This is a genomic window from Bradyrhizobium sp. 179 (assembly GCF_023073535.1).
Classification (GTDB): Bacteria; Pseudomonadota; Alphaproteobacteria; order Rhizobiales; family Xanthobacteraceae; genus Bradyrhizobium.
Window position 1 is genome coordinate 1 of sequence record NZ_JADPJR010000153.1, and the last position, 19,393, is coordinate 19,393.

Genomic DNA, 19,393 nt, shown 5'->3' on the forward strand with positions numbered 1-19,393 from the left:
GCCTCCGGCGGAAGTCCCTTATCGCCTTCGATCCCCTTCTGCCGATTGGCATCGGCCTTGATTAGGCTCGCATCGACTGCAAATCCCTCACCGCCGACCAGTCGTTCCTCGATGCAGCGGCGCAGCACGCTCTCGAACACGCGACGGAAGAGGTCGCTCTGCCGGAAGCGGCCGTGCCTGTTCTTGGAAAACGTCGAGTGATCCGGCACCGTCCCATCCAGACCGAGCCGGCAGAACCACCGGTAGGCCAGATTGAGGTGAACCTCATCGCACAGGCGCCGCTCCGATCGAATGCCGAAGCAGTAACCGATCAAGAGCATCCGGATCATCAGCTCGGGATCGATCGAAGGCCGACCGATGCTGCTGTAGAAAGGCGCCAGGTCCCGCCGGACCTGTTCAAGATCGACAAACCTGTCAATCAACCGCAGCAAGTGATCAGTCGGGATATGTCTTTCGAGCGAGAACTCATAGAACAACGCGGTCTGTTCGACTTGCCGATGCCCCATCATGATCTTCAGTCCTGCCAATTAGACAGACTGAATCACTGATATCTCTGCGTCGCAACAGCTGCTTTTTTCAACAGAATCGGCCCTCAACGAACATTCGCTTATGCAGCGTCAATGTCCGATGTTGTGGACAATGCGGGCTTCGCCGTCGCACGCGCGTACTCGACTCTTGAAGACACGTCCTGAGGCCGCCTGTCCCAATCGCTGGGGACAGACGGCGGCTTCTGAAGGCGCTAGGCTTGTTCGTTGGTTGGCACACAAGGGAGCGAAGCTTGAGCACCGCGCCGCGCATCGACATCGACCCGGCCGCATTCTGGGCCGATCCCTATCCGATGCTCGCGACAATGCGCAAGGAGGCGCCGATTGCCTTCGTGCCGCAGCTCGGCTCGACGCTGCTGACGAGCCGCGACGACATCTCGATTTCCGAGAAGCAGATCGACGTGTTCTCCTCGCACCAGCCCGCAGGTCTGATGAACCGACTGATGGGCCATAACATGATGCGAAAGGACGGCGAGGCGCACCAGGTCGAGCGCCGCGCCATGTTTCCGACGGTGTCGCCGAAGACGGTGAAGGCGCATTGGACCGCGCAGTTCCAGGCGCATGCCGACCGCATCATCGATCGCATCGAACCGGGGCGGATCGACTTCATGCGCGATTTCGCGCTGCCCTTCTCCGGCGAGTGCCTGAAGTCGATCACCGGCCTCACCAATATCGGCTTTCAGGAGATGGATGCGTGGTCGCAGGGCATGATCGAGGGCATCGCCAATTATGCCGGCGATCCCGCGATCGAGGCGCGCTGCCACGCCGCGACGTCGGGCATCGACGCCGCGATCGACGACATCCTGCCGGTGATGCGCAAGCATCCAGACCAGAGCATTCTCGGCGTGCTCCTCGCCTCCGGCATGTCGATGGAGAGCGTGCGCGCCAATGTGAAACTCGCGATCTCCGGCGGCCAGAACGAGCCGCGCAAGGCCATCGCCGGCACAGTATGGGCGCTGCTGACCCATCCCGAGCAGCTCAATCTCGTGCGCAAGGGCGAAGTGTCCTGGCTCCAGGCGTTCGAGGAATATGCCCGCTGGATCTCGCCGATCGGCATGTCGCCGCGGCGTATTGCAAAGCCGTGGAGCATCCGCGACGTGTCATTCGAGCTCGATGAGCGCGTGTTCCTGATGTTCGGCTCGGCCAATCGCGACGAGAAGCATTTTGAGCGCGCCGACCAGTTCGACGTGCGACGAGACACGTCCAAGAGCGTCGCCTTCGGCGCCGGTCCGCATTTCTGCGCCGGCGCCTGGGCCTCGCGCGCCATGATCGCCGACGTCGCGCTGCCGACCGTGTTCGCGCGCGCGGGGCAGCTCGAGATCGCCGATGACGAGGAGGTGCGGATCGTCGGCTGGGCGTTCCGCGGCCTGCAGAATTTGCCGGTCAATTGGCCTCATTAGGTCGGCCGGGCCCCTCCATCCCGAAGCGCCGCCATGATGCCATCTTGCTCCTGTTTTGCCCGACGAGTCAAACGAACTTCGGATAATGCGTAAGTCATTGTTTTCGCACGCCCTGGCTACTGTGCATGGGGTTGTTTTTGCGGTTTTGGTTCCGGCCGGGAGTCTCGAGACCGAACCCGCGCGGCCTTCACATCCGCGTGCAGAAAAATTCCATCTTCATTCGCTCCGCCGCTTGAAAGATTAATCACGCGCTTCGCCGCGCGCGCAGTGCTCGCATCGCTATTTTCCCGAGCGTCTCGACAGCTTTCGGAGCGCGCCCCATCATTCACGAGACCTGAATGAATGACGGCCGCACGCGGCCGGGAGCTTGGAATGCATCGTCGCGACTTCTTGAAACTCTCTGCCGGAACTGCCGCCGCTGCCGCCTTCGTCTCGCGCGCCAAGGCGCAAGGCGCGGTGAAGGAAATTCGCATCGGCTACCAGAAGACCGGCGTGCTCGTCATCGCGCGCCAGCAGGCCGCCCTGGAGAAACATTTTTCTCCGCAAGGCATCGAGGTGAAATGGATCGAGTTCTCCTCGGGCCCGCCGATGATGGAGGCGATGAACGTCGGCAGCCTGGACTTTGGTTCGGTCGGCGATTCCCCGCCGGTGTTCGCCCAGGCGGCGGGCGCGGCGATCGTCTATGCCGCCGGCCAACCCATCACCAACGGCCAGGGCATCTTGGTGCCGAAGGATTCCCCGATCCGCACGATCGCCGACTTGAAGGGCAAGCGCATCGGCTTCACCAAGGGGTCCAGCGCGCACAACGTCGTGGTGCAGACGCTCGAGAAGGCGGGGCTCGCCTATGCTGACATCACGCCGATCTATCTGACGCCGCCGGACGCCGGCCCCGCCTTTGCCAATGGCAGCATCGAGGCCTGGGCGATCTGGGATCCGTATTTCGCGATCGGTGAGACCAAGCAGAACGGCCGCATCCTGATCAATTCGCGCGAGGTTACCAAGACCAACTCCTTCTACATCGCGAACCGCGAGTTCGCGAAGAACCACGGAGTGGTCCTGCAACAGATCGTCGATGTGACGACCGCGGCCGGTAACTGGGCCGAGCAGCACCGCGACGAGGTCGCCAAATCGCTTGCCGCGATCACCGGCGTCCCGCTGGACATCCAGACCGTCGCCGCCAACCGCGCGAACTTCGTGGTCGGCCCAGTCACCGACGACATCGTCGCGACCCAGCAGGGCGTCGCCGACCGCTTTCATAGGCTCGGCCTGATCCCGAAGCCGATCGTCATCCGCGACATCGTCTGGCGCAACCCGGCAGCCTGATCGTGCCCACCACTCTCCCGATTTCAAAAGGTTTGAACATGAGGCGTATCATTCAGCGTCTGATCGCGGCCATCGTGCTGTCGATCGGCATCGTCGCCGCTGCGGTCGGCACCTCCTACGGGCAGGACAAGGTGGTCCGCATCGGCTATCAGAAATATGGCAAGCTGCTGCTGCTCAAGAGCAAGGGCACGCTGGAGCCGAAGCTCGCCGCCGATGGCTACAGGGTGGTGTGGACCGAATTTCCCTCCGGTCCGCCGCTGCTCGAAGCGCTCAATGTCGGCGCAATCGATTTCGGCAACACCGGCGAAGCTCCGCCGATCTTCGCGCAGGCCGCCGGCGCCCCGATCCAGTATGTCGCCTATGAACCGCCGGCGCCGAAGGGCGAAGCGATCTTGGTGCCGAGGAACAGCCCGCTGAAGTCGGTCGCCGACCTCAGGGGTAAGAAGGTCGCGCTGAACAAGGGCTCCAACGTCCACTATCTTCTGGTCAAGGCGCTGGAGAAGGCGGGCGTCAAATATTCGGAAGTTGAGCCGGTGTTCCTGGCGCCGGCCGATGCACGCGCCGCATTCGAGCGCGGCGCGGTCGATGCCTGGGTGATCTGGGATCCATTCCAGGCCGCAGCGGAGGCCGCCACCGGTGCGCGCATGCTCGCCGACGGCACCGAGATCGTCGCCAACTACCAGTTCTATTTCTCCTCCAAGAAATTCCTCGAAGCCAACCCGAAGATCGTCGACATCGTGCTCACGGAGCTGAGCGCAGTCGACGACTGGGCCAGGGGCGACATCCATGCGGTGGCCGAGCAGCTCGCGCCGTCGATCGGTTTGTCGGTCCCCGTGGTCGAAGTGGCGCTGAAGCGGCAGGCCTACGGCGTCAAGCCGATCACCGATGCCGTCATCGCCGACCAGCAGCAGGTTGCCGACGCGTTCTTCGCGCTGGGCCTGATCCCCAAATCCATCAAGATTTCCGACGTGGCTCGGAAATCAGGATCATGAGCAACACCATGAGTAAGCAAGCGAACGCCAACATCCTCTGGTTTCTGCCGACCCACGGCGACGGGCGCTATCTCGGCACCGGCATCGGCGGCCGTGAGGTCAATTTCAACTATCTGCGCCAGATCGCCCAGGCCGCCGATCAGCTCGGCTATTTCGGCGTGCTGCTGCCGACGGGGCGGTCTTGCGAGGATTCCTGGATCGTTGCCTCCTCGGTGGCGCCGTTCACCGAGCGGCTGCGCTATCTCGTGGCCGTTCGTCCGGGCCTGCAATCGCCGAGCGTGGCCGCACGCATGACGGCGACGCTCGATCGCATCTCGAACGGTCGGCTTCTCGTCAACGTCGTCACGGGCGGCGATCCCGTCGAGAACAAGGGCGACGGCATTTTCCTCGGCCATGACGAGCGCTACGAGGTCACCCGCGAGTTTCTCAACGTCTATGGCGATCTGCTCGCCGGCAAGACCGTGAATGCCGAGGGCAAGCATATCCATATCGAGGGCGGCAAGCTCTTGTTTCCGCCGGTGCAGTCGCCGCGCCCGCCGCTCTATTTCGGCGGTTCGTCGGATGCCGGCATCGATGTCGCGGTCGACACCGTGGACAAATATCTCACCTGGGGCGAGCCGCCGGCTCTTGTTGCCGAGAAGATCGCGAAGGTGAGGGACGTCGCCGCCGCGCGCGGCAGAAAGCTGTCCTTCGGGATCCGGCTTCACGTGATCGTCCGCGAGACCAATGAAGCGGCCTGGGGTGCCGCGAACGAGCTGATCAAGCATGTCAGCGAGGAGACCATCGCGCTGGCGCAGAAGAATTTTGCCCGTATGGACTCCGTCGGCCAGCAGCGCATGGCGCAGCTCCACGGCGGCAGGCGCGACAGGCTGGAGATCGCTCCGAACCTGTGGGCCGGCGTCGGCCTGGTGCGCGGCGGCGCCGGCACGGCGCTGGTCGGCGATGCCCAGACCGTCGCCACGCGCATCAGGGAGTATCAGGATCTCGGCATCGATACCTTCATCATGTCGGGCTACCCGCATCTGGAGGAAGCCTATCGCTTTGCCGAGCTGGTCTTCCCGCTGCTCGCGCTGGAGCAGCCCAGCAACGTGACGAAGCTGCACTTCAACGGCGGCCCCTTCGGCGAAACGGTCGGCAGCGATTTCCGTCCGCAGCATCGGGTGTCGCAATCATGAGCGTGATCGACGGCATTGCCCTTCCGCGCAGCGTCCGCCTGCCGCGGGCAGACGGCCTCATTCAGTGGATCGTGCCGCTCGCCATCATCGCGATCTGGCAGGTCGCGAGCGTCACCGGCTTCGTGCCGACGCGGGTGCTGCCGGCGCCGAGCGACGTCGTGCTCGCAGGCTGGAAGCTGCTGCTCTCCGGCGAGCTCGTTCGCAACATCTGGGTCTCGTTCTGGCGCGCCTCGATGGGCTTTTTAATCGGCGGCAGCATCGGCTTCGCGTTCGGGCTTGCCAACGGCCTGTCGCAGCTCGCGGCCAAGCTCACCGACACCACGCTGCAGATGGTGCGCAACGTGCCGCATTTGGCGCTGATCCCGCTGGTCATCCTGTGGTTCGGCATCGACGAGAGCGCAAAGCTGTTCCTGGTGGCACTCGGAGTCTTCTTCCCGATTTACCTCAACACGCTGCACGGCATCCGCACCGTCGATCCGCAGCTGATCGAGATGGGCCGCATCTACGGCATGACCGACGGCGAATTGTTCCGCCGGGTGATCTTCCCGGGCGCGCTGCCCTCGATCTTCGTCGGCATCCGCTTCGCGCTCGGAATCATGTGGCTGACCCTGATCGTCGCCGAGACCATCGCAGCCTCCTCGGGCCTCGGTTACATGGCGATGCAGGCGCGCGAGTTCATGCTGATCGACGTGGTCGTGCTCTCGATTCTGATCTATGCCCTGCTCGGCAAGCTCGCCGACAGCGCCTCCCGCGTGCTGGAGCGCCTGACGCTCTCCTGGCACCCCGCCTTCCAGAAACGTTGAGAGTGACATGCAGACAGCGGTTCGTAGCTCCCTTCCGGAAACCGACCTCGCCAGCCGCGCCAATTTCGCGCCACATGCCCGTGTGGTGCGCGAGGACCGCCCGGCGACTGCCGCGGGTTTGCCGCTCAGCATCCGGGGCTTGCGCAAATCCTTCGGCGACAACGAGGTGCTGCGCGGCATCGATCTGCACATTCCCGCCGGCCAGTTCGTCGCCATCGTCGGCAAGAGCGGCTGCGGCAAGAGCACGCTGCTGCGGCTCATCGCCGGCCTGGAGAAGATCGACGCCGGCAGCATCAGCTTCGGCCATGATATCCAGCCCGAGGACATCCGCGTCATGTTCCAGGAGCCGCGGCTGTTGCCCTGGGCGCGTGTGCTCGCCAATGTCGAGGTCGGGCTCGGCCGCGATCGCGCGTCGGAGGATGCGCATGCGCGCGCCGAGAAAGCCCTGAGTGAGGTCGGGCTGGCCGAGAAGCGCGACCAATGGCCGTCGGTGCTGTCGGGCGGCCAGAAGCAGCGCGTCGCGCTCGGTCGCGCGCTGGTCTCCCGGCCGCGCGTGCTCGCCTTCGACGAGCCGCTCGGTGCGCTGGACGCGCTGACCCGGATTTCGATGCAGCGCCTTTTGGAGCGCGTCTGGCGCGACCAGGGCTTTACCGCGATCCTTGTCACCCACGACGTCTCCGAAGCCGTCGCGCTGGCAGACCGGGTGTTGGTGATCGAGGAGGGCCGGATCGCTCATGACGTCACGGTTAACGCGGCCCGGCCGCGTCAGCGTGGCTCAACAGAGCTTGCCGGCCTCGAAGGCTCGATCCTGAGCCACCTGTTATCGGCGGACGATCGTACCTAAATACAGGGAACCCCGCTTCGGGGAGCAACGCCATGAATGTAGTGCCTCGCGATCTCATGACCGAAATCCCCGTCTCGTCCGCCGATTTCCGCGGCGCCATGCGCCATCTCACCGGCGGCGTCAGCGTCATCACCGCCGGGCGGGGCAGCGACATCAGCGGCATGACGGTGACCTCGGTGAGCTCGCTGTCGGTCGAGCCGCCGACGCTGCTGGTCAGCATCAATCGCGAGGCCTCGTCCTTTCCGCTGATCCGCCGCCATGGTGCCTTCGGCGTGAACATCCTCAATGCCGATCAGCTCGATGTCGCCGAACGTTTTGCCGGCAAGGGCGGGTTGAAGGGCGCCGACCGCTTCGCGGGCGCCCAATGGGTGAGGGCGGTGTCGGGCGTTCCGCTCCTGGTCGGCGCCTTGTCGGCGTTCGATTGCGAGGTCGAGGAGATCATCGAGCGGCATTCGCACGGCGTCGTCATCGGCCGTGTCAGGGATATCAAAAGCTCGAGGCGGACTGCGGCGCTGGCTTATTGGCACGGCCAGTACGTGGCCGTCGACCAGGACGAAGACGCGGTCAAACTTGCAGACGTCAGCGTCCCTGCGCGCGCCCGGCGCGGCATTTGATCGCCGCGATCGCTCTGGCGCAAGGCTGGCGTTTTCCCCGCCACCGCTTTAGAAGCGCCTGAGCCCGCCGGATCGGAGGCGGCAATGGAGCGGATGGATGAAGCGCGTCGCGACCTGGGCCTTCTACGCCATCGGCGCGCTCGCGATTGCCTATCTCGCGCTCTACGCCTACGCGATGTTCAGCGGCGAACCGATCGTGCCGGGCGACCCCATCCACATCTTCCGCAGGCCCGACGCGCCGAGTTATTCGTAGAGCTTGGCAGGTCTCGCAAGGTGGGCAAAGCGAAGCGTGCCCACCACTTCTACCCAGTGAAGCCAAATGGCGGGCACGGCGCAAGCGCGCCTTTGCCCACCCTACGGCGCCTCCCTCACCCTCTTAGAATCGCCAGCGCCAGCGCCTGCGCGCGCGGCACGATGCTGTCGAGTTCGAGATATTCCTCCGGCGTGTGCGCGAGCCCGCCGACCGGCCCAAGGCCGCAGATGGTCGGCGTGCCCACCGCGGCGGTGAAGCCGGAATCGGCGCAGCCGCCCGAGAACTCGCCCTGGAGCGTGGCAAGGCCAACCTCTCTTGCCGCGGCCCGATAGCCTTCAAACAGCGCCTTCGATTCCGCGCTCTGCACCACCGGCACGAACTCGCCCTTGATGGTCAGCGTCGCGCTGGTGCCCGGCACATAGGACGTCGCGATGATCTGCTCGATCGCGGTCATCACCGTCGCGCGGTCTGCGGGATCGACATATCGCAGATCGATCTGGCCTTCCGCGTGAGGCGCCGTGGTGTTGACGGATTGTCCGCCCGAGACCAAGCCGACATTGAGCGTGATACCCTTGTCGAGATTGGTCAGCGCATGGATCTGCACGATCTTGTGCGCGAGCTCGCCGATCGCGCTGACGCCGGCGGCGAAATTGGCGCCGGAATGGGCGGCTTTGCCGGTGATGGCGAAATGCATGAAGATGCCGCCCTTGCGCCCGGTGACGATATTCCCCATGGGGCGGCCCGGCTCGGCGTTGAACACGGCGCGCGCGGCGCGCCCTTCGCGCTCGATCACCGGCCGCGAGGACGGCGAGCCGATCTCCTCGTCCGAGGTGATCAGCAGCTTGATTGGATGCGGATTGCCGCCGAACTTGTGGAAGGCGGTCGCCACGAACACGTTCATGACCAGCCCGGACTTCATGTCGGCCACGCCGGGTCCATAGGCGCGGCCATCCCTGATGGTGAACGGACGCCGTCCGGCCTCGCCCTTGCCGAACACGGTGTCGCGATGCCCCATCAACAGGACAGGCTTCTCGTTGCTGCCGGGCTTTGCGATTTCGGCATGGATCGCGTCGCCAAACGTGCCGTGGCTTTCGCGGCGGAACGGAATGCCGTGCTCGGAAAAATGCCGCTCGAACTGCGCACCGACCGCATCGACACCTTCCTTGTCGTAAGATCCGGAATCGATGTTCACGACATCGCGCAACAGATCGATCATCGCCTGCCGCTGCGACGCCAGCCAGTCCGTGATTTGAGCTTCCGACATGTTTGTCCTCGTGTGGTTCTCGCGGAGTTATAGAGCTTGGCGCGCGGATGGCCTAGCCACGGGGCGCGGTTCCGTCACGCGAAGGATGCTCTTGAGGTTCGTCATTGCGAGCCAACGGGTCCGCGCAAAGCGCGGCCCGATGACAGGCTCCGCGAAGCAATCCGGAGTGTCGCCGCGGAGGGATTCTGGATTTGCTTCGCTGCGCTCGCAATGACGAGGTTGGCAGCCTGCATCAAACAAGGTGCCCGGGACGGGCCCGGGAATCTACATTCTCGATCAGCGTGAGCGCCGCCTACGCCCCTACCATCGGCATGCGCGGATATTCGCCCGGGGTGCCTGCGGGCGGGATCGGGATGCCGCCGTCGGCGTATTCGTTGAGCTTGTTGCGCAGTGTGCGGATTGAGATTCCTAAGATGTTGGCGGCATGGGTGCGGTTGCCGAGGCAGTGCTTCAGCGTCTCCAGGATGAGGTCGCGCTCGACATCGGCGACGGTGCGGCCCACGAGCGCACGTGTCACCTGCTCGGCGGCCATCGTCGCATGCGCCACGGCCGGCGCGGTCCTGGCGAGGTCGAGGCGGTCACCGTCCGGCGTGATGATTGCGTCGGCGCCGATCTCGTCGCCCTGCGCCATCAGCACCGCGCGATGCATGGTGTTTTCGAGCTCGCGGACGTTGCCCTGCCAGCGGTTGGTGGAGAGCACGCGGCGCGCCTCCGTCGAAATCGGGCGCAGCGGCACGCCGTTGGCCTCAGCATATTTCTTCACGAAGTGCTGGGCGAGCTCGAGGATGTCGGCGGGGCGCTCGCGCAGCGGCGGGATCTTCAAATTCACGACGTTGAGACGGAACAGCAGATCCTCGCGGAACGTGCCTTCGCGCACGGCCTCAGCCAAATTGCGGTTCGAGGTCGCGATGATGCGGATGTCGACGGCGACAGGCTTGGTGCCGCCGACGCGATCGATCACGCGCTCCTGGATGGCGCGCAACAGCTTCGATTGCAAGCGGACGTCCATCTCCGAGATTTCGTCGAGCAGCAGCGTGCCCCCCGTCGCCTCTTCGAACTTGCCGATGCGGCGGGCGATCGCACCGGTGAAGGCGCCCTTCTCGTGACCGAACAGCTCGGATTCCAGCAGATGCTCAGGGATAGCGGCGCAGTTGATCGAGATGAACGGACGCTTGGCGCGGGCCGAGCGGGTGTGGACGTAACGGGCCAGCACTTCCTTGCCGGTGCCGGACTCGCCGGTGATCATCACCGAGGCGTCGGAGCCTGCGATCTGCTGGGCAAGCTTGATCACCTTGGCCATCGCCTCGTCGCGATAGACCAGCTCGCGGGAATCGTTGGCAACGGCAGCCAGCACCGCGGCGATCAGCTCCGGATCCGGCGGCAGCGGGATGTATTCCTTGGCGCCGGCATGGATCGCGGCGACCGCGGCGCGGGCGTCATTGGTGATGCCGCAGGCGACGATCGGAGCGTGGATGTGCTCCGCCTCCAGCCGCATCACGAGGTCGCGGATGTCGAGCGCGACGTCGACCAGCAGGAGGTCGGCGCCCTTGCCGCTGCGCAGGACGCGCATCGCCTGCTCGTGATCCTCAGCATGGGTCACGGTGGCGCCGTTCTCCATCGCGATCTTGGTGGCCGTGGTGAGCTGGCCCTTCAAGGTGCCAACGATGAGAAGCCGCATGTCAGTCTCCTGTCCGTCTGGTCGCGCCGTCGCGCGTCATTGTCTTTATTCGTGCTAACCGCGTTCGGTCTTGATGATTTCGGTCATGGTCACGCCGAGCTTGTCTTCGACCAGCACCACCTCGCCGCGGGCGACGAGGCGGTTGTTGACGTAGATGTCGATGGCCTCGCCGACGCGGCGATCGAGCTCGAGCACGGTGCCGGGCCCGAGCTTCAAGAGCTCGCCGACATCCATCTTGGAGCGGCCGAGCACGGCCGAGACTTGCACCGGCACGTCGAACACGGCTTCGAGGTCGGCAGCGACGCGCGACGCATATTCGTCCTCGGTATAGCCGACATCGGTACCGGTCGGCGGCATCGGGCCGTTGAGATCGGGCAGCGGGACCTGTCCGTCGGTGTCGCTCATGGCTTAATTCCCCCTGCGGGACGCGATGTAGCGTCCGACCATTTCGTCGATCTTGGCCGCGATGGCGCCGCGCTCCAGCACGACGCCGCCATCGGCCCATTCGATCCGGCAGTCGCCGGTGGCAATCTCCGGCTCGGCAAGGATCACCAGCCGGCCCTCGAAGCCGCTCTGCTTGGCGAGCCGCTCGATCTTGTCGCGCGCAGCGTCGTAGAGCGCGTCGTTGATGCGGACGACGAGATGCGGCGTCGCCACCAAATGCGAGAAGCAGTCCTTGACGAGTGCAACGATCTCGCCGAGCGGCTCGGCGGCGACCAGATCGGCGCACAGCTTGCGGGCCACCGCGACCGCGACGTCGACAGCCTCGGTCTCCATCTTGGATTCGATGTTGCCGATCCCGGAGGCGATGCCCCGGATCGCGATGTTGATCTCCTCCATGGCCAGCGCAACGCGGCGGTCGCTCTCGGCCTTGGCCTCGCGCTGGCCGGCGGCAAAGCCGTCCTGATAGGCGCGTGCCTCGGCTTCAGCGATCTTCTGGGCGATCTCGGACGCCGTCGCGGGCTTCTCGCGGGTCGAGCGTTCGGGTGCGGCGAAGTCGGTATCGAACAGGAATTTTGCCGGAGCGCCCATCAGTACACCAGCTCGTCGTCGGCGCGGTTCTTGGTCAGCATGATCTCGCCCTTGGCGGCGAGGTCCTTGGCGAGGTTGACGAGCAGCGCCTGCGCCTCGTCGACATCGCGCAGACGCACGGGGCCCATCGCCGCCATGTCGTCCTGGAGCATCTTGGCCGCGCGCGATGACATGTTGCCGAAGAAGAAGCTGCGGACGTCCTCGTTGGCGCTCTTGAGCGCGACGCCGAGCTTGTCCTTGTCGACGTTGCGCATCAGGGTCTGGGCCGAGCCGGAATCCAGCTTGACGAGGTCGTCGAAAGTGAACATCAGCGCCTTGATGCGCTCGGCCGATTCCCGATTGTCCTCTTCCAGTGACGTGATGAAGCGGGTCTCGGTCTGGCGGTCGAAATTGTTGAAGATTTCCGCCATCACCTCGTGGGCGTCGCGGCGGCGGGTCTGCGACAGGTTGGACATGAACTCGGTGCGCAGCGTCTTCTCCACGCTCTCGATCACCTCCTTCTGCACCGCTTCCATCTTCAGCATGCGGTTGACGACGTCGAGCGCGAGTTCCTCGGGGAAAATGCCGAGCACACGGGCGGCGTGCTCCGGCTTCAGCTTCGACAGCACCACCGCGATGGTCTGCGGATATTCGTTCTTGAGATAGTTCGCGAGCACCTCTTCCTGCACGTTGGAGAGCTTTTCCCACATGTTGCGGCCGGCGGGGCCGCGGATCTCGTCCATGATGCCGTTGACGCGCTCCGGCGGCAGGTACTGCTGCAGCAGCCGCTCAGTGGCGTCGAAATTGCCCATCAGCGCGCCCGAGGCCGACATGCGCGAGACGAATTCGAGCAGCATGTCCTCGACGGTGTCGACCTCGACGGTGCCGAGCGTCGACATCTCCAGCGAGAGCTGGCGCACCTCGTCGTCGTCGAGCAGCGACCAGATCTTGCCGCCGTATTGCTCGCCGAGCGCCAGCATCAGGATCGCGGCGCGCTTCGGTCCGGACAATTGCTCGGCCGGCTTGCCGTCCTTGGCACGGGTGTTGGCCCGCTGACCGAGCGTGGAGATCACGCTGGTGATGTCGTTGCTGTTGGCGTTTTGCAATGCGGCGGCCATGTCAGATCACTTCTTGATTCAGTTAGCTTGGGTTATTTCGCGGGTTCGGCCAGCCACTGGCGGACGATGGCGACGGTTTCGTTGGGATTGCGCTCGGCGAGCTCGCCGACACGATGAACAGACTGGGCGTGGACCTGGCCCTGGATGGTGGCGACGTCGATCGCGCTTGCGGCGGCGTTCGGCAGGAGCGGCTGGCCGGCGGGCACGGCCTCTTCGGAGCTCGCCGGGCCGCTGAGCACGCCGGAGATGGCGGCAGCCATCTCGTCGGAGGCCAGGATGCGCTTGACCAGCGGGCGGATCACCAGGAACAGCACGACCAGGCCGAGCAGCATCATCACGCCGAGCTCGACGAAGTACATGACGTCGTCCTTGGTGAACTGGAGCATGCCAAGGAAGCCGCCAGGCTCGCCGATCGGCGCGGTTGAGGGGGCGTCGGCAAAGCGCAGATTGACGACCTCGACCTGATCGCCGCGCTTCTGGTCAAAGCCGATCGCCGAGCGCACCAGCGCTGCGATGCGGTCGAGCTGCTCCTTGGTGCGGTCTTGATAGGCGAGCTCGCCTTTGTCGTTTTTGGAATAGATGCCGTCGACCAGCACCGCGACCGAGATGCGGTTCACCCGGCCGGCCTCGGTCACTTCGGTCTTGGTGATGCGGGAGATCTCGTAATTGTTGGTCTCTTCGCTCTTCTTGCTCTGGTCCTTGGCCGCGACGCCGTTGTTCTGCTGGTTGCCGGGCAGCTCGTTGTTGACGGTGACCTGGCCGTTGTTATCGGCGGTCATGCTCTGCTCTTCACGGGTCTGGCTCGAGCGCAGCACGCGGCCTTCGGGGTCGAATTTGTCCGAGGTCTGGGTGACCTTGTTGAAGTCGAAATCGGCGGAGAGCTGCACGCGGGCGCGTCCCGAGCCGACCACGGAGGAGACGATGTCCTCGACCTGCTTGCGCATCCGCTTCTCGAAGGCGATGCGGCGCTCGTCGCCGACCGCCTGCTCCGGATCGGTCGCGGCGCCGTCGGCGAGCAGCTGGCCGGCCTCGTCGACGATTGAGACCCGCTGCGGCTTCAGCCCGTTGACGGCGGAGGCGACGAGGTGGCGGATGGCGCGGATCTGCTGGGCTTCCAGTGAGCCGCGGACGCGGACCACGATCGAGGCCGACGGCTCTGGCGCCTCGCGCGCGAACAGCGGGCGCTCGGGCAGCACGAGGTGAACGCGGGCGGCCTGGATGCGGTCAATGGCGCGGATGGTGCGGGCGAGCTCGCCCTCGAGGGCGCGAAGGTGATTGATGTTCTGGACGAAAGAGGTGGTGCCGAGCGCATCCGACTTGTCGAACACCTCGTAGCCGACGCCGCCCCCCTTCGGCAGGCCGCCCTCGGCGAGCTTCATCCGCAGGCGCGTGACCTTGTCCTTGGGCACCATGATGATGGAGCCCTCGTTGCGGATCTCGAACTGGATACCCTGGCGTTCCAGGTCCTTGATGATGCCCGAGGAATCCTCGACGCTGAGGTCCGTGAACAGGGTCGTCATCTGCGGCGTGGTGACGCGCATGATGACGAACGCGAAAAAGCCGATGAGCGCGGCGGTGACCGCGATCATCGCCCCGAATCGGGCGGCTCCGATACTTTTCAAAAAGTCCGCAAGACCTTGCAAGCAACCGCCCCAACCAGCTTCGGCCGCTTTCACTGGAAAGGCCGAGTGGGCAATTATTGCCTAGGTGATGGTTTCGATATGGTTAACGACGGTTAAGAGGTCGGACAAAAGTTAACGTCATGAAAAAAATCGGCCTCGCAGGGCGAGGCCGATTTTCGTCAAAAGCCGCAGGTTTCCGGATCGCTTACTGGCGATATTGCTGGATGCGGGTGGTGCGAAGACCCGCCAGACCGTGCTGGTCGATGGAAAACTGCCAGGAGAGGAATTCGTCGACCGTCAGGGTATAACGGCTACAGGCCTCCTCGAGGGAGAGAAGTCCGCCACGGACGGCGGCGACGACCTCGGCCTTGCGGCGGATGACCCAGCGTTTGGTGCCGGGTGCAGGCAGATCCGCGATCGTCAACGGACTGCCGTCCGGCCCGATGACGTATTTTACCCTCGGGCGATGGGGTTCTGTCATGGCGTACTCACAAACTCTCAACCACTGAACTCACGCCATGACCCTACGCGTCGCGGCTTAAAAATCCGCTAAGCCTAAGGCTTCAATACAATTCTCGTTGAAACTGGCTGGAACGCGCTCGTCTCCGCGGGCGGGACGGGGGCGTCCAGGCCGGTCAGGGAGCATTTCGTAAATACTTTACTAACGAACGAGGCCTGCGCGCGGTGTTGGGAGGCCCCAAATTGTCCTCCGGCGAAGGCCGCGACCCCAGCAGATTGGCGAGGACTCCTGATGAGAAAGTCTTTTGCAGTGCTGCTACCAGGGCCTCATCGATGGATCACGCGGCAAGGTCCTGGCTTTCGCCGGAACGACACCCAGTGTGTAGCGGCACCTCTCTTAATTGCTGGCGGTGGCGATGATGCTCTTGACCTGGCTCAGGGTGTAGCTGGCGCCGTCGATGGTGAGCAGCGGCGGCGACTGGGTCAGGTCGACCGAGGATACCGTGCCCTGCACCTGCGCGGCGATGCCGACAGTGTTGTTCGCTACATCCTTGCCGGTGGCCGAGATCGTGTACTTGCCGTCGGGCCATTGCGTGCCGTCATTGCCCATGCCGTTCCAGGTGAAGGGGATGTCGGTGCCGGCGGCGGCGGTATATTTGCCGGTGAACACGGTCTGACCGCTGGCATTTGCGACGGTGATGTCGACGGTCGAATCGGAGGGCACGTTGAGATGCCAGGTCGCCGATGAATTCTTCATGGTCGCGGTCGAGCCGTCGACCAGGGCGGTCTTGCCGACGAAGCCCAGCGCCTGGGTTGCCTGCGTGGTCTGCTGGAGGGTGACGAGCTGGGCCAGCGAATCGTTGGTCTTGAGCTGCTGCTCGACGCCGGCGAACTGCACCAGCTGCTGGGTGAACTGGTTGGTGTCGAGCGGATCGAGCGGGTTCTGGTTCTGCAGCTGCGTCGTCAGCAGCGTCAGGAACGTCTGGAAATTGCCGGCGAGCGTCGCGCCGGTGGACGAGCCCAGGCTCGAGCTTGACGAGGATTTCGGGATGTCGGTCGTCCCGGAGACGACGGAAGGGGCGGTGGCGGCATTCGTGGTGGCCATGTCGAATACTCCTTACACTCTGATGTCGACGCCGCTGCTCGATCCGAGCGTGCGGCCGTAGCTGCGCCCGACGGGCACTGCTGCAACGGTTTCGTCCTCACTGATGATCAACCGGCGGGTATTGCCGCCATTGTCGTTGTCCTGGCCGGAGTTCTGGTTAGATGAATTCTGGTCGCGCAGGCTGAAGGACAACCCGCTGCTGCCGGTCTTGAAGCCGGCATCGTCGAGCGCGCGCTGCAGTTGCGGCGCATCCTGACGCAGCATTTGCAGCGTCTCCGGCTTTTCCACGGTGAGATGCGAGGTGACCTGGCCGTTGCGGTCGACATTGATACGGACGTCGATCCTGCCGAGATCGATCGGATCGAGGCTGATGTCGAACCGCGACTTGCCGGCGCGTATCGCAGCCGCGATCTCGATCGGGACGCCGCTGATCGGCACCGCCGTGTGGCTTGCCGAGGTCGCGGTGAGCGTCGCGGTCGAGGCGGTCGCAGCCGAGGTGGTATTGGTCAGCGGCGCCTGCACCGCGGAGGTGACTTGTGCGCTGGTATCCGTCGGGGCGACAGTCGCCTGCGGCCCCGCATGAGCGTGCGTGGCGGACGCGCCGGATGTCGCATCAGCGGTGCGCTCGGTGCCGACTGCCCTGGCGTCAGCCGTTCCGTCATCTGCCTGCGCCTTGGCGGCCTGCGGATGCGCGGCGGCGTCGAGGGTCGCTGCGCCCGCTGCTGGCGGCGTGGCGGCGTTTGCCTTGCCGGTGCCCTGGCCGATATTGGAGATGTCGGTCTGGCCCTGCGCCGTGGCCGCGGCCTTGAACGAGGTCTTCGGCGTGCCCTGGTCCACGGCGATCAGGCCGCCATTGGCTTTCGCATCGGTCGCGGTGGCTTCGCTCGTGGCGGTTGCGGTCTCGCCGAGCGTGGTCGTGGTGTCCGCATCGACCTTGGCGCTCGCGGTCTTGGCGCTCTTGTCGCCCGCGGTGGCGATGTCGGTCTTGGCGCCCTGGATCTGTGCTGCGGTGGAGGCGCTGGCGGCGAGGCCGGCGGCGGCGATGGTCAGGGGGGAGGCGGAGTTGGTGGTCTGGTTCGCAGCCGGATCGACTGGCACGACCGGGGCGGCAACGACGATCGCGTTCGGATCGGGCACGGCGATCGGGCTCGCATCGGTCGTTGCGGCGCTACCCGCATCGACGGCGGCGGTAAGAGTGTCGGTGCCGTCGGTCTTGTCCCCCCTGGTCTCGTCGGACGTGTCCGCCGATTTGGCGTCGGAGGCCTCCGCCTTGTCCTTGGTCTTGCCGGCGTCCTTGGCCGGATCGGTCATCGTGTCGCTCGTCTTGTCGTTCTCGTCATCGGTCTTGGCGGGCGCCGACGCGTCAGCGCCGTCACTCGCCCTGCTCTGCGAGGGCTCGTTTGCGGACGAGGTGTCGCGCGCATTTCTGTCCGAGGAGGGCGACGAAGCAGAGTCGCTCCGGCGCGGCACGGTGTCCTGCGCCTGCGAGCCTGTATTGTTGCTGATCGCCTGGGTGTTGCTGTCGACCAGTGAGCCGAAGGAATCGGCCGCGGACGTGTCTTTCGCGGCTTGCGACCGGGCAGGCTTCTGCTGCGCGCTTTGGACTTGCACGCTTGCCACGACATCTAACGTCCGACCAACCACAGGCGACCCCTTGGAAACTTCTATGGCATGGGGGTAGCAAGGAGCGGGCCAGGGTCCCTTCCTGAGTGTTTCGGCAATAAAATCAATGATTTGATGTCTCGGTGCGGCCGCCGCGCGCCTGCCGCGACTCCGTCATTTCTGCCTGCCCGGCAAGAATTGCCCTCAGCTGGCCGCCCGCGTGATTGCTTCACCGGAATGCGGCCTATATTAAAGAGGTCACTCTCAGCCGCTTTCGACCGGGGCCCTCGTGCCTTTCGGGAACTGAAGTTCCCGGGGATCGCCGATGTCCCGCGAGAAGCAAGAAATCGCGGATGCGCCGCGCGCTGCCGTCAGAATCTAAGGCCGATGCTCAACAGTCTGGATCTCGAAGGCCGTCCTGAGGATACCAGGGTCGTCGTTGCCATGTCGGGCGGCGTCGATTCCTCGACGACGGCTGCGTTGCTCAAGGCTGAGGGTTACGACGTGGTCGGCATCACGCTCCAGCTCTATGATCATGGTGCCGCGACCCATCGCAAGGGCGCCTGCTGCGCCGGCCAGGACATCCACGACGCCCGCGACGTCGCCGCCAAGCTCGGCATTCCCCATTACGTGCTCGACTACGAGGACCGTTTTCGCGAATCCGTCATCGACAACTTTGCCGACTCTTACGCGCTCGGCGAGACGCCGGTGCCGTGCATCGAGTGCAACCGCTCGGTCAAGTTCCGCGATCTCCTGAAGACCGCGCGCGAACTGGGCGCCACCGCGCTCGCCACCGGCCACTACGTCGCCTCGCGCCGCCTCAATGACGGCTCACGCGCGCTGGTCTGCGCAGCCGACAGCGACCGCGACCAGAGCTATTTCCTATTCGCGACCACGCGCGAGCAGCTCGGCTTCCTGCGCTTTCCGCTCGGCGACATGACCAAGCCGCAGACGCGCGAGCTCGCGCGCCGGTTTGGGCTCGCGGTCGCCGACAAGCACGACAGCCAGGACATCTGCTTCGTGCCGACCGGGCGCTACACCGACATCATCACCCGGCTGCGGCCGAACGCGATGGACCCCGGCGACATTGTCGATCTCGATGGACGCGTGCTCGGCCAGCACAACGGCATCGCCAATTTCACCGTCGGCCAGCGCCGCGGCCTCGGCATCGCGGCGACCGCGCCGCTGTTCGTGGTGCGGCTGGATGCCGCAAACCGCCGCGTCGTGGTCGGTCCGCGCGATGCCCTGAAGATGCACCGCATCGTGCTGCGCGACGTCAACTGGATCGGCGATGGCGACATCGACGGCGCCATCGGCGGCGGCCTCGAAATGTTCGTGCGCGTGCGCTCGACCCGCAGCCCCCAGCCGGCGTGGCTGCGCGGCGGCAATGGCCATTACGAGGTCGAGCTCGTCGCCGGCGAGGAGGGCGTCTCGCCGGGCCAGGCCTGCGTGTTCTACGACGCCCCTAGCGGACAGGCGCGCGTGCTCGGCGGCGGTTTTATTCAGAGTGCCGCGGCGAAGCTTGCGAGCAGCACGGCAAGGCCGCTTGCTGAGGCGGTCCGCGGCTGACGGATGACGATATCAA

At 64.9% G+C, this 19,393-nt stretch carries 19 protein-coding genes; 9 read left to right on the plus strand and 10 right to left on the minus strand.

Annotation, left to right across the window (positions count from 1 at the left end; all coding sequences use genetic code 11):
* Positions 1-509 (minus strand): transposase (locus IVB12_RS35100; RefSeq protein WP_247297289.1); only part of this gene is annotated, 509 nt, incomplete at its 3' end.
* Between the two features lie 269 nt (positions 510-778).
* Here IVB12_RS35100 and IVB12_RS35105 point away from each other — a divergent pair.
* The 8 genes from IVB12_RS35105 to IVB12_RS35140 all read left to right on the plus strand — a co-directional run bounded on the left by IVB12_RS35105 (position 779) and on the right by IVB12_RS35140 (position 7,949).
* Positions 779-1,945 carry a cytochrome P450 gene (locus tag IVB12_RS35105; protein WP_247306893.1) on the plus strand — a complete coding sequence of 389 codons (1,167 nt, stop codon included), beginning with the start codon at positions 779-781 and terminating at the stop codon, positions 1,943-1,945.
* A gap of 372 nt (positions 1,946-2,317) precedes the next feature.
* Positions 2,318-3,268, plus strand: coding sequence for a sulfonate ABC transporter substrate-binding protein (locus IVB12_RS35110; RefSeq protein WP_247306895.1), 951 nt, complete (start codon positions 2,318-2,320; stop codon positions 3,266-3,268).
* 38 nt (positions 3,269-3,306) lie between these two features.
* On the plus strand, positions 3,307-4,260 hold the full coding sequence (locus IVB12_RS35115; protein WP_247306897.1) for a sulfonate ABC transporter substrate-binding protein: 954 nt from the start codon (positions 3,307-3,309) through the stop codon (positions 4,258-4,260).
* Between the two features lie 8 nt (positions 4,261-4,268).
* Complete coding sequence (gene ssuD, locus IVB12_RS35120) at positions 4,269-5,435, plus strand: FMNH2-dependent alkanesulfonate monooxygenase (RefSeq protein WP_247306899.1); 1,167 nt, start codon at positions 4,269-4,271, stop codon at positions 5,433-5,435.
* Complete coding sequence (gene ssuC, locus IVB12_RS35125) at positions 5,432-6,238, plus strand: aliphatic sulfonate ABC transporter permease SsuC (protein WP_247306901.1); 807 nt, start codon at positions 5,432-5,434, stop codon at positions 6,236-6,238. The genes ssuD and ssuC overlap by 4 nt, the downstream gene beginning before the upstream one ends.
* 7 nt (positions 6,239-6,245) lie before the next feature.
* Complete coding sequence (locus IVB12_RS35130) at positions 6,246-7,082, plus strand: ATP-binding cassette domain-containing protein (RefSeq protein WP_247306903.1); 837 nt, start codon at positions 6,246-6,248, stop codon at positions 7,080-7,082.
* A 32-nt stretch (positions 7,083-7,114) separates the two neighbouring features.
* Entirely contained in the window at positions 7,115-7,696 is a 582-nt protein-coding gene (locus tag IVB12_RS35135; protein WP_247306905.1) for a flavin reductase family protein, read from the plus strand.
* A gap of 97 nt (positions 7,697-7,793) precedes the next feature.
* Complete coding sequence (locus IVB12_RS35140) at positions 7,794-7,949, plus strand: hypothetical protein (protein WP_247306907.1); 156 nt, start codon at positions 7,794-7,796, stop codon at positions 7,947-7,949.
* A gap of 115 nt (positions 7,950-8,064) precedes the next feature.
* Here IVB12_RS35140 and IVB12_RS35145 read toward each other — a convergent pair whose 3' ends face one another.
* The 9 genes from IVB12_RS35145 to IVB12_RS35185 all read right to left on the minus strand — a co-directional run bounded on the left by IVB12_RS35145 (position 8,065) and on the right by IVB12_RS35185 (position 17,826).
* Entirely contained in the window at positions 8,065-9,213 is a 1,149-nt protein-coding gene (locus IVB12_RS35145) for a M20 family metallopeptidase (protein ID WP_247306909.1), read from the minus strand.
* Between the two features lie 292 nt (positions 9,214-9,505).
* Positions 9,506-10,891, minus strand: a complete 1,386-nt coding sequence (locus IVB12_RS35150; RefSeq protein WP_247306910.1) for a sigma-54 dependent transcriptional regulator — start codon at positions 10,889-10,891, stop codon at positions 9,506-9,508.
* A 54-nt stretch (positions 10,892-10,945) separates the two neighbouring features.
* A complete protein-coding gene (gene fliN / locus IVB12_RS35155) occupies positions 10,946-11,296 on the minus strand; it encodes a flagellar motor switch protein FliN (RefSeq protein ID WP_247280371.1) in 351 nt (116 codons plus the stop codon).
* 3 nt (positions 11,297-11,299) lie between these two features.
* Complete coding sequence (locus IVB12_RS35160) at positions 11,300-11,923, minus strand: FliH/SctL family protein (protein ID WP_247306915.1); 624 nt, start codon at positions 11,921-11,923, stop codon at positions 11,300-11,302.
* Positions 11,923-13,020 (minus strand): flagellar motor switch protein FliG, encoded by a 1,098-nt coding sequence (gene fliG / locus IVB12_RS35165; protein ID WP_247306930.1) that lies wholly within the window; start codon positions 13,018-13,020, stop codon positions 11,923-11,925. The genes IVB12_RS35160 and fliG overlap by 1 nt, the downstream gene beginning before the upstream one ends.
* A 32-nt stretch (positions 13,021-13,052) precedes the next feature.
* A complete protein-coding gene (gene fliF, locus IVB12_RS35170; RefSeq protein ID WP_247306933.1) occupies positions 13,053-14,663 on the minus strand; it encodes a flagellar basal-body MS-ring/collar protein FliF in 1,611 nt (536 codons plus the stop codon).
* A gap of 184 nt (positions 14,664-14,847) precedes the next feature.
* Positions 14,848-15,123: a DUF1153 domain-containing protein gene (locus IVB12_RS35175; RefSeq protein WP_002714638.1), complete on the minus strand. Its 276-nt coding sequence runs from the start codon at positions 15,121-15,123 to the stop codon at positions 14,848-14,850.
* Positions 15,124-15,498: 375 nt separating this feature from the next.
* Complete coding sequence (locus IVB12_RS35180; RefSeq protein WP_247280367.1) at positions 15,499-16,206, minus strand: flagellar hook capping FlgD N-terminal domain-containing protein; 708 nt, start codon at positions 16,204-16,206, stop codon at positions 15,499-15,501.
* A gap of 12 nt (positions 16,207-16,218) precedes the next feature.
* Complete coding sequence (locus tag IVB12_RS35185) at positions 16,219-17,826, minus strand: flagellar hook-length control protein FliK (protein WP_346658536.1); 1,608 nt, start codon at positions 17,824-17,826, stop codon at positions 16,219-16,221.
* 369 nt (positions 17,827-18,195) lie between these two features.
* Between IVB12_RS35185 and mnmA the strand changes: the two genes are divergently transcribed.
* Positions 18,196-19,377: a tRNA 2-thiouridine(34) synthase MnmA gene (gene mnmA / locus IVB12_RS35190; RefSeq protein WP_247306940.1), complete on the plus strand. Its 1,182-nt coding sequence runs from the start codon at positions 18,196-18,198 to the stop codon at positions 19,375-19,377.
* Positions 19,378-19,393: the final 16 nt, after the last annotated feature.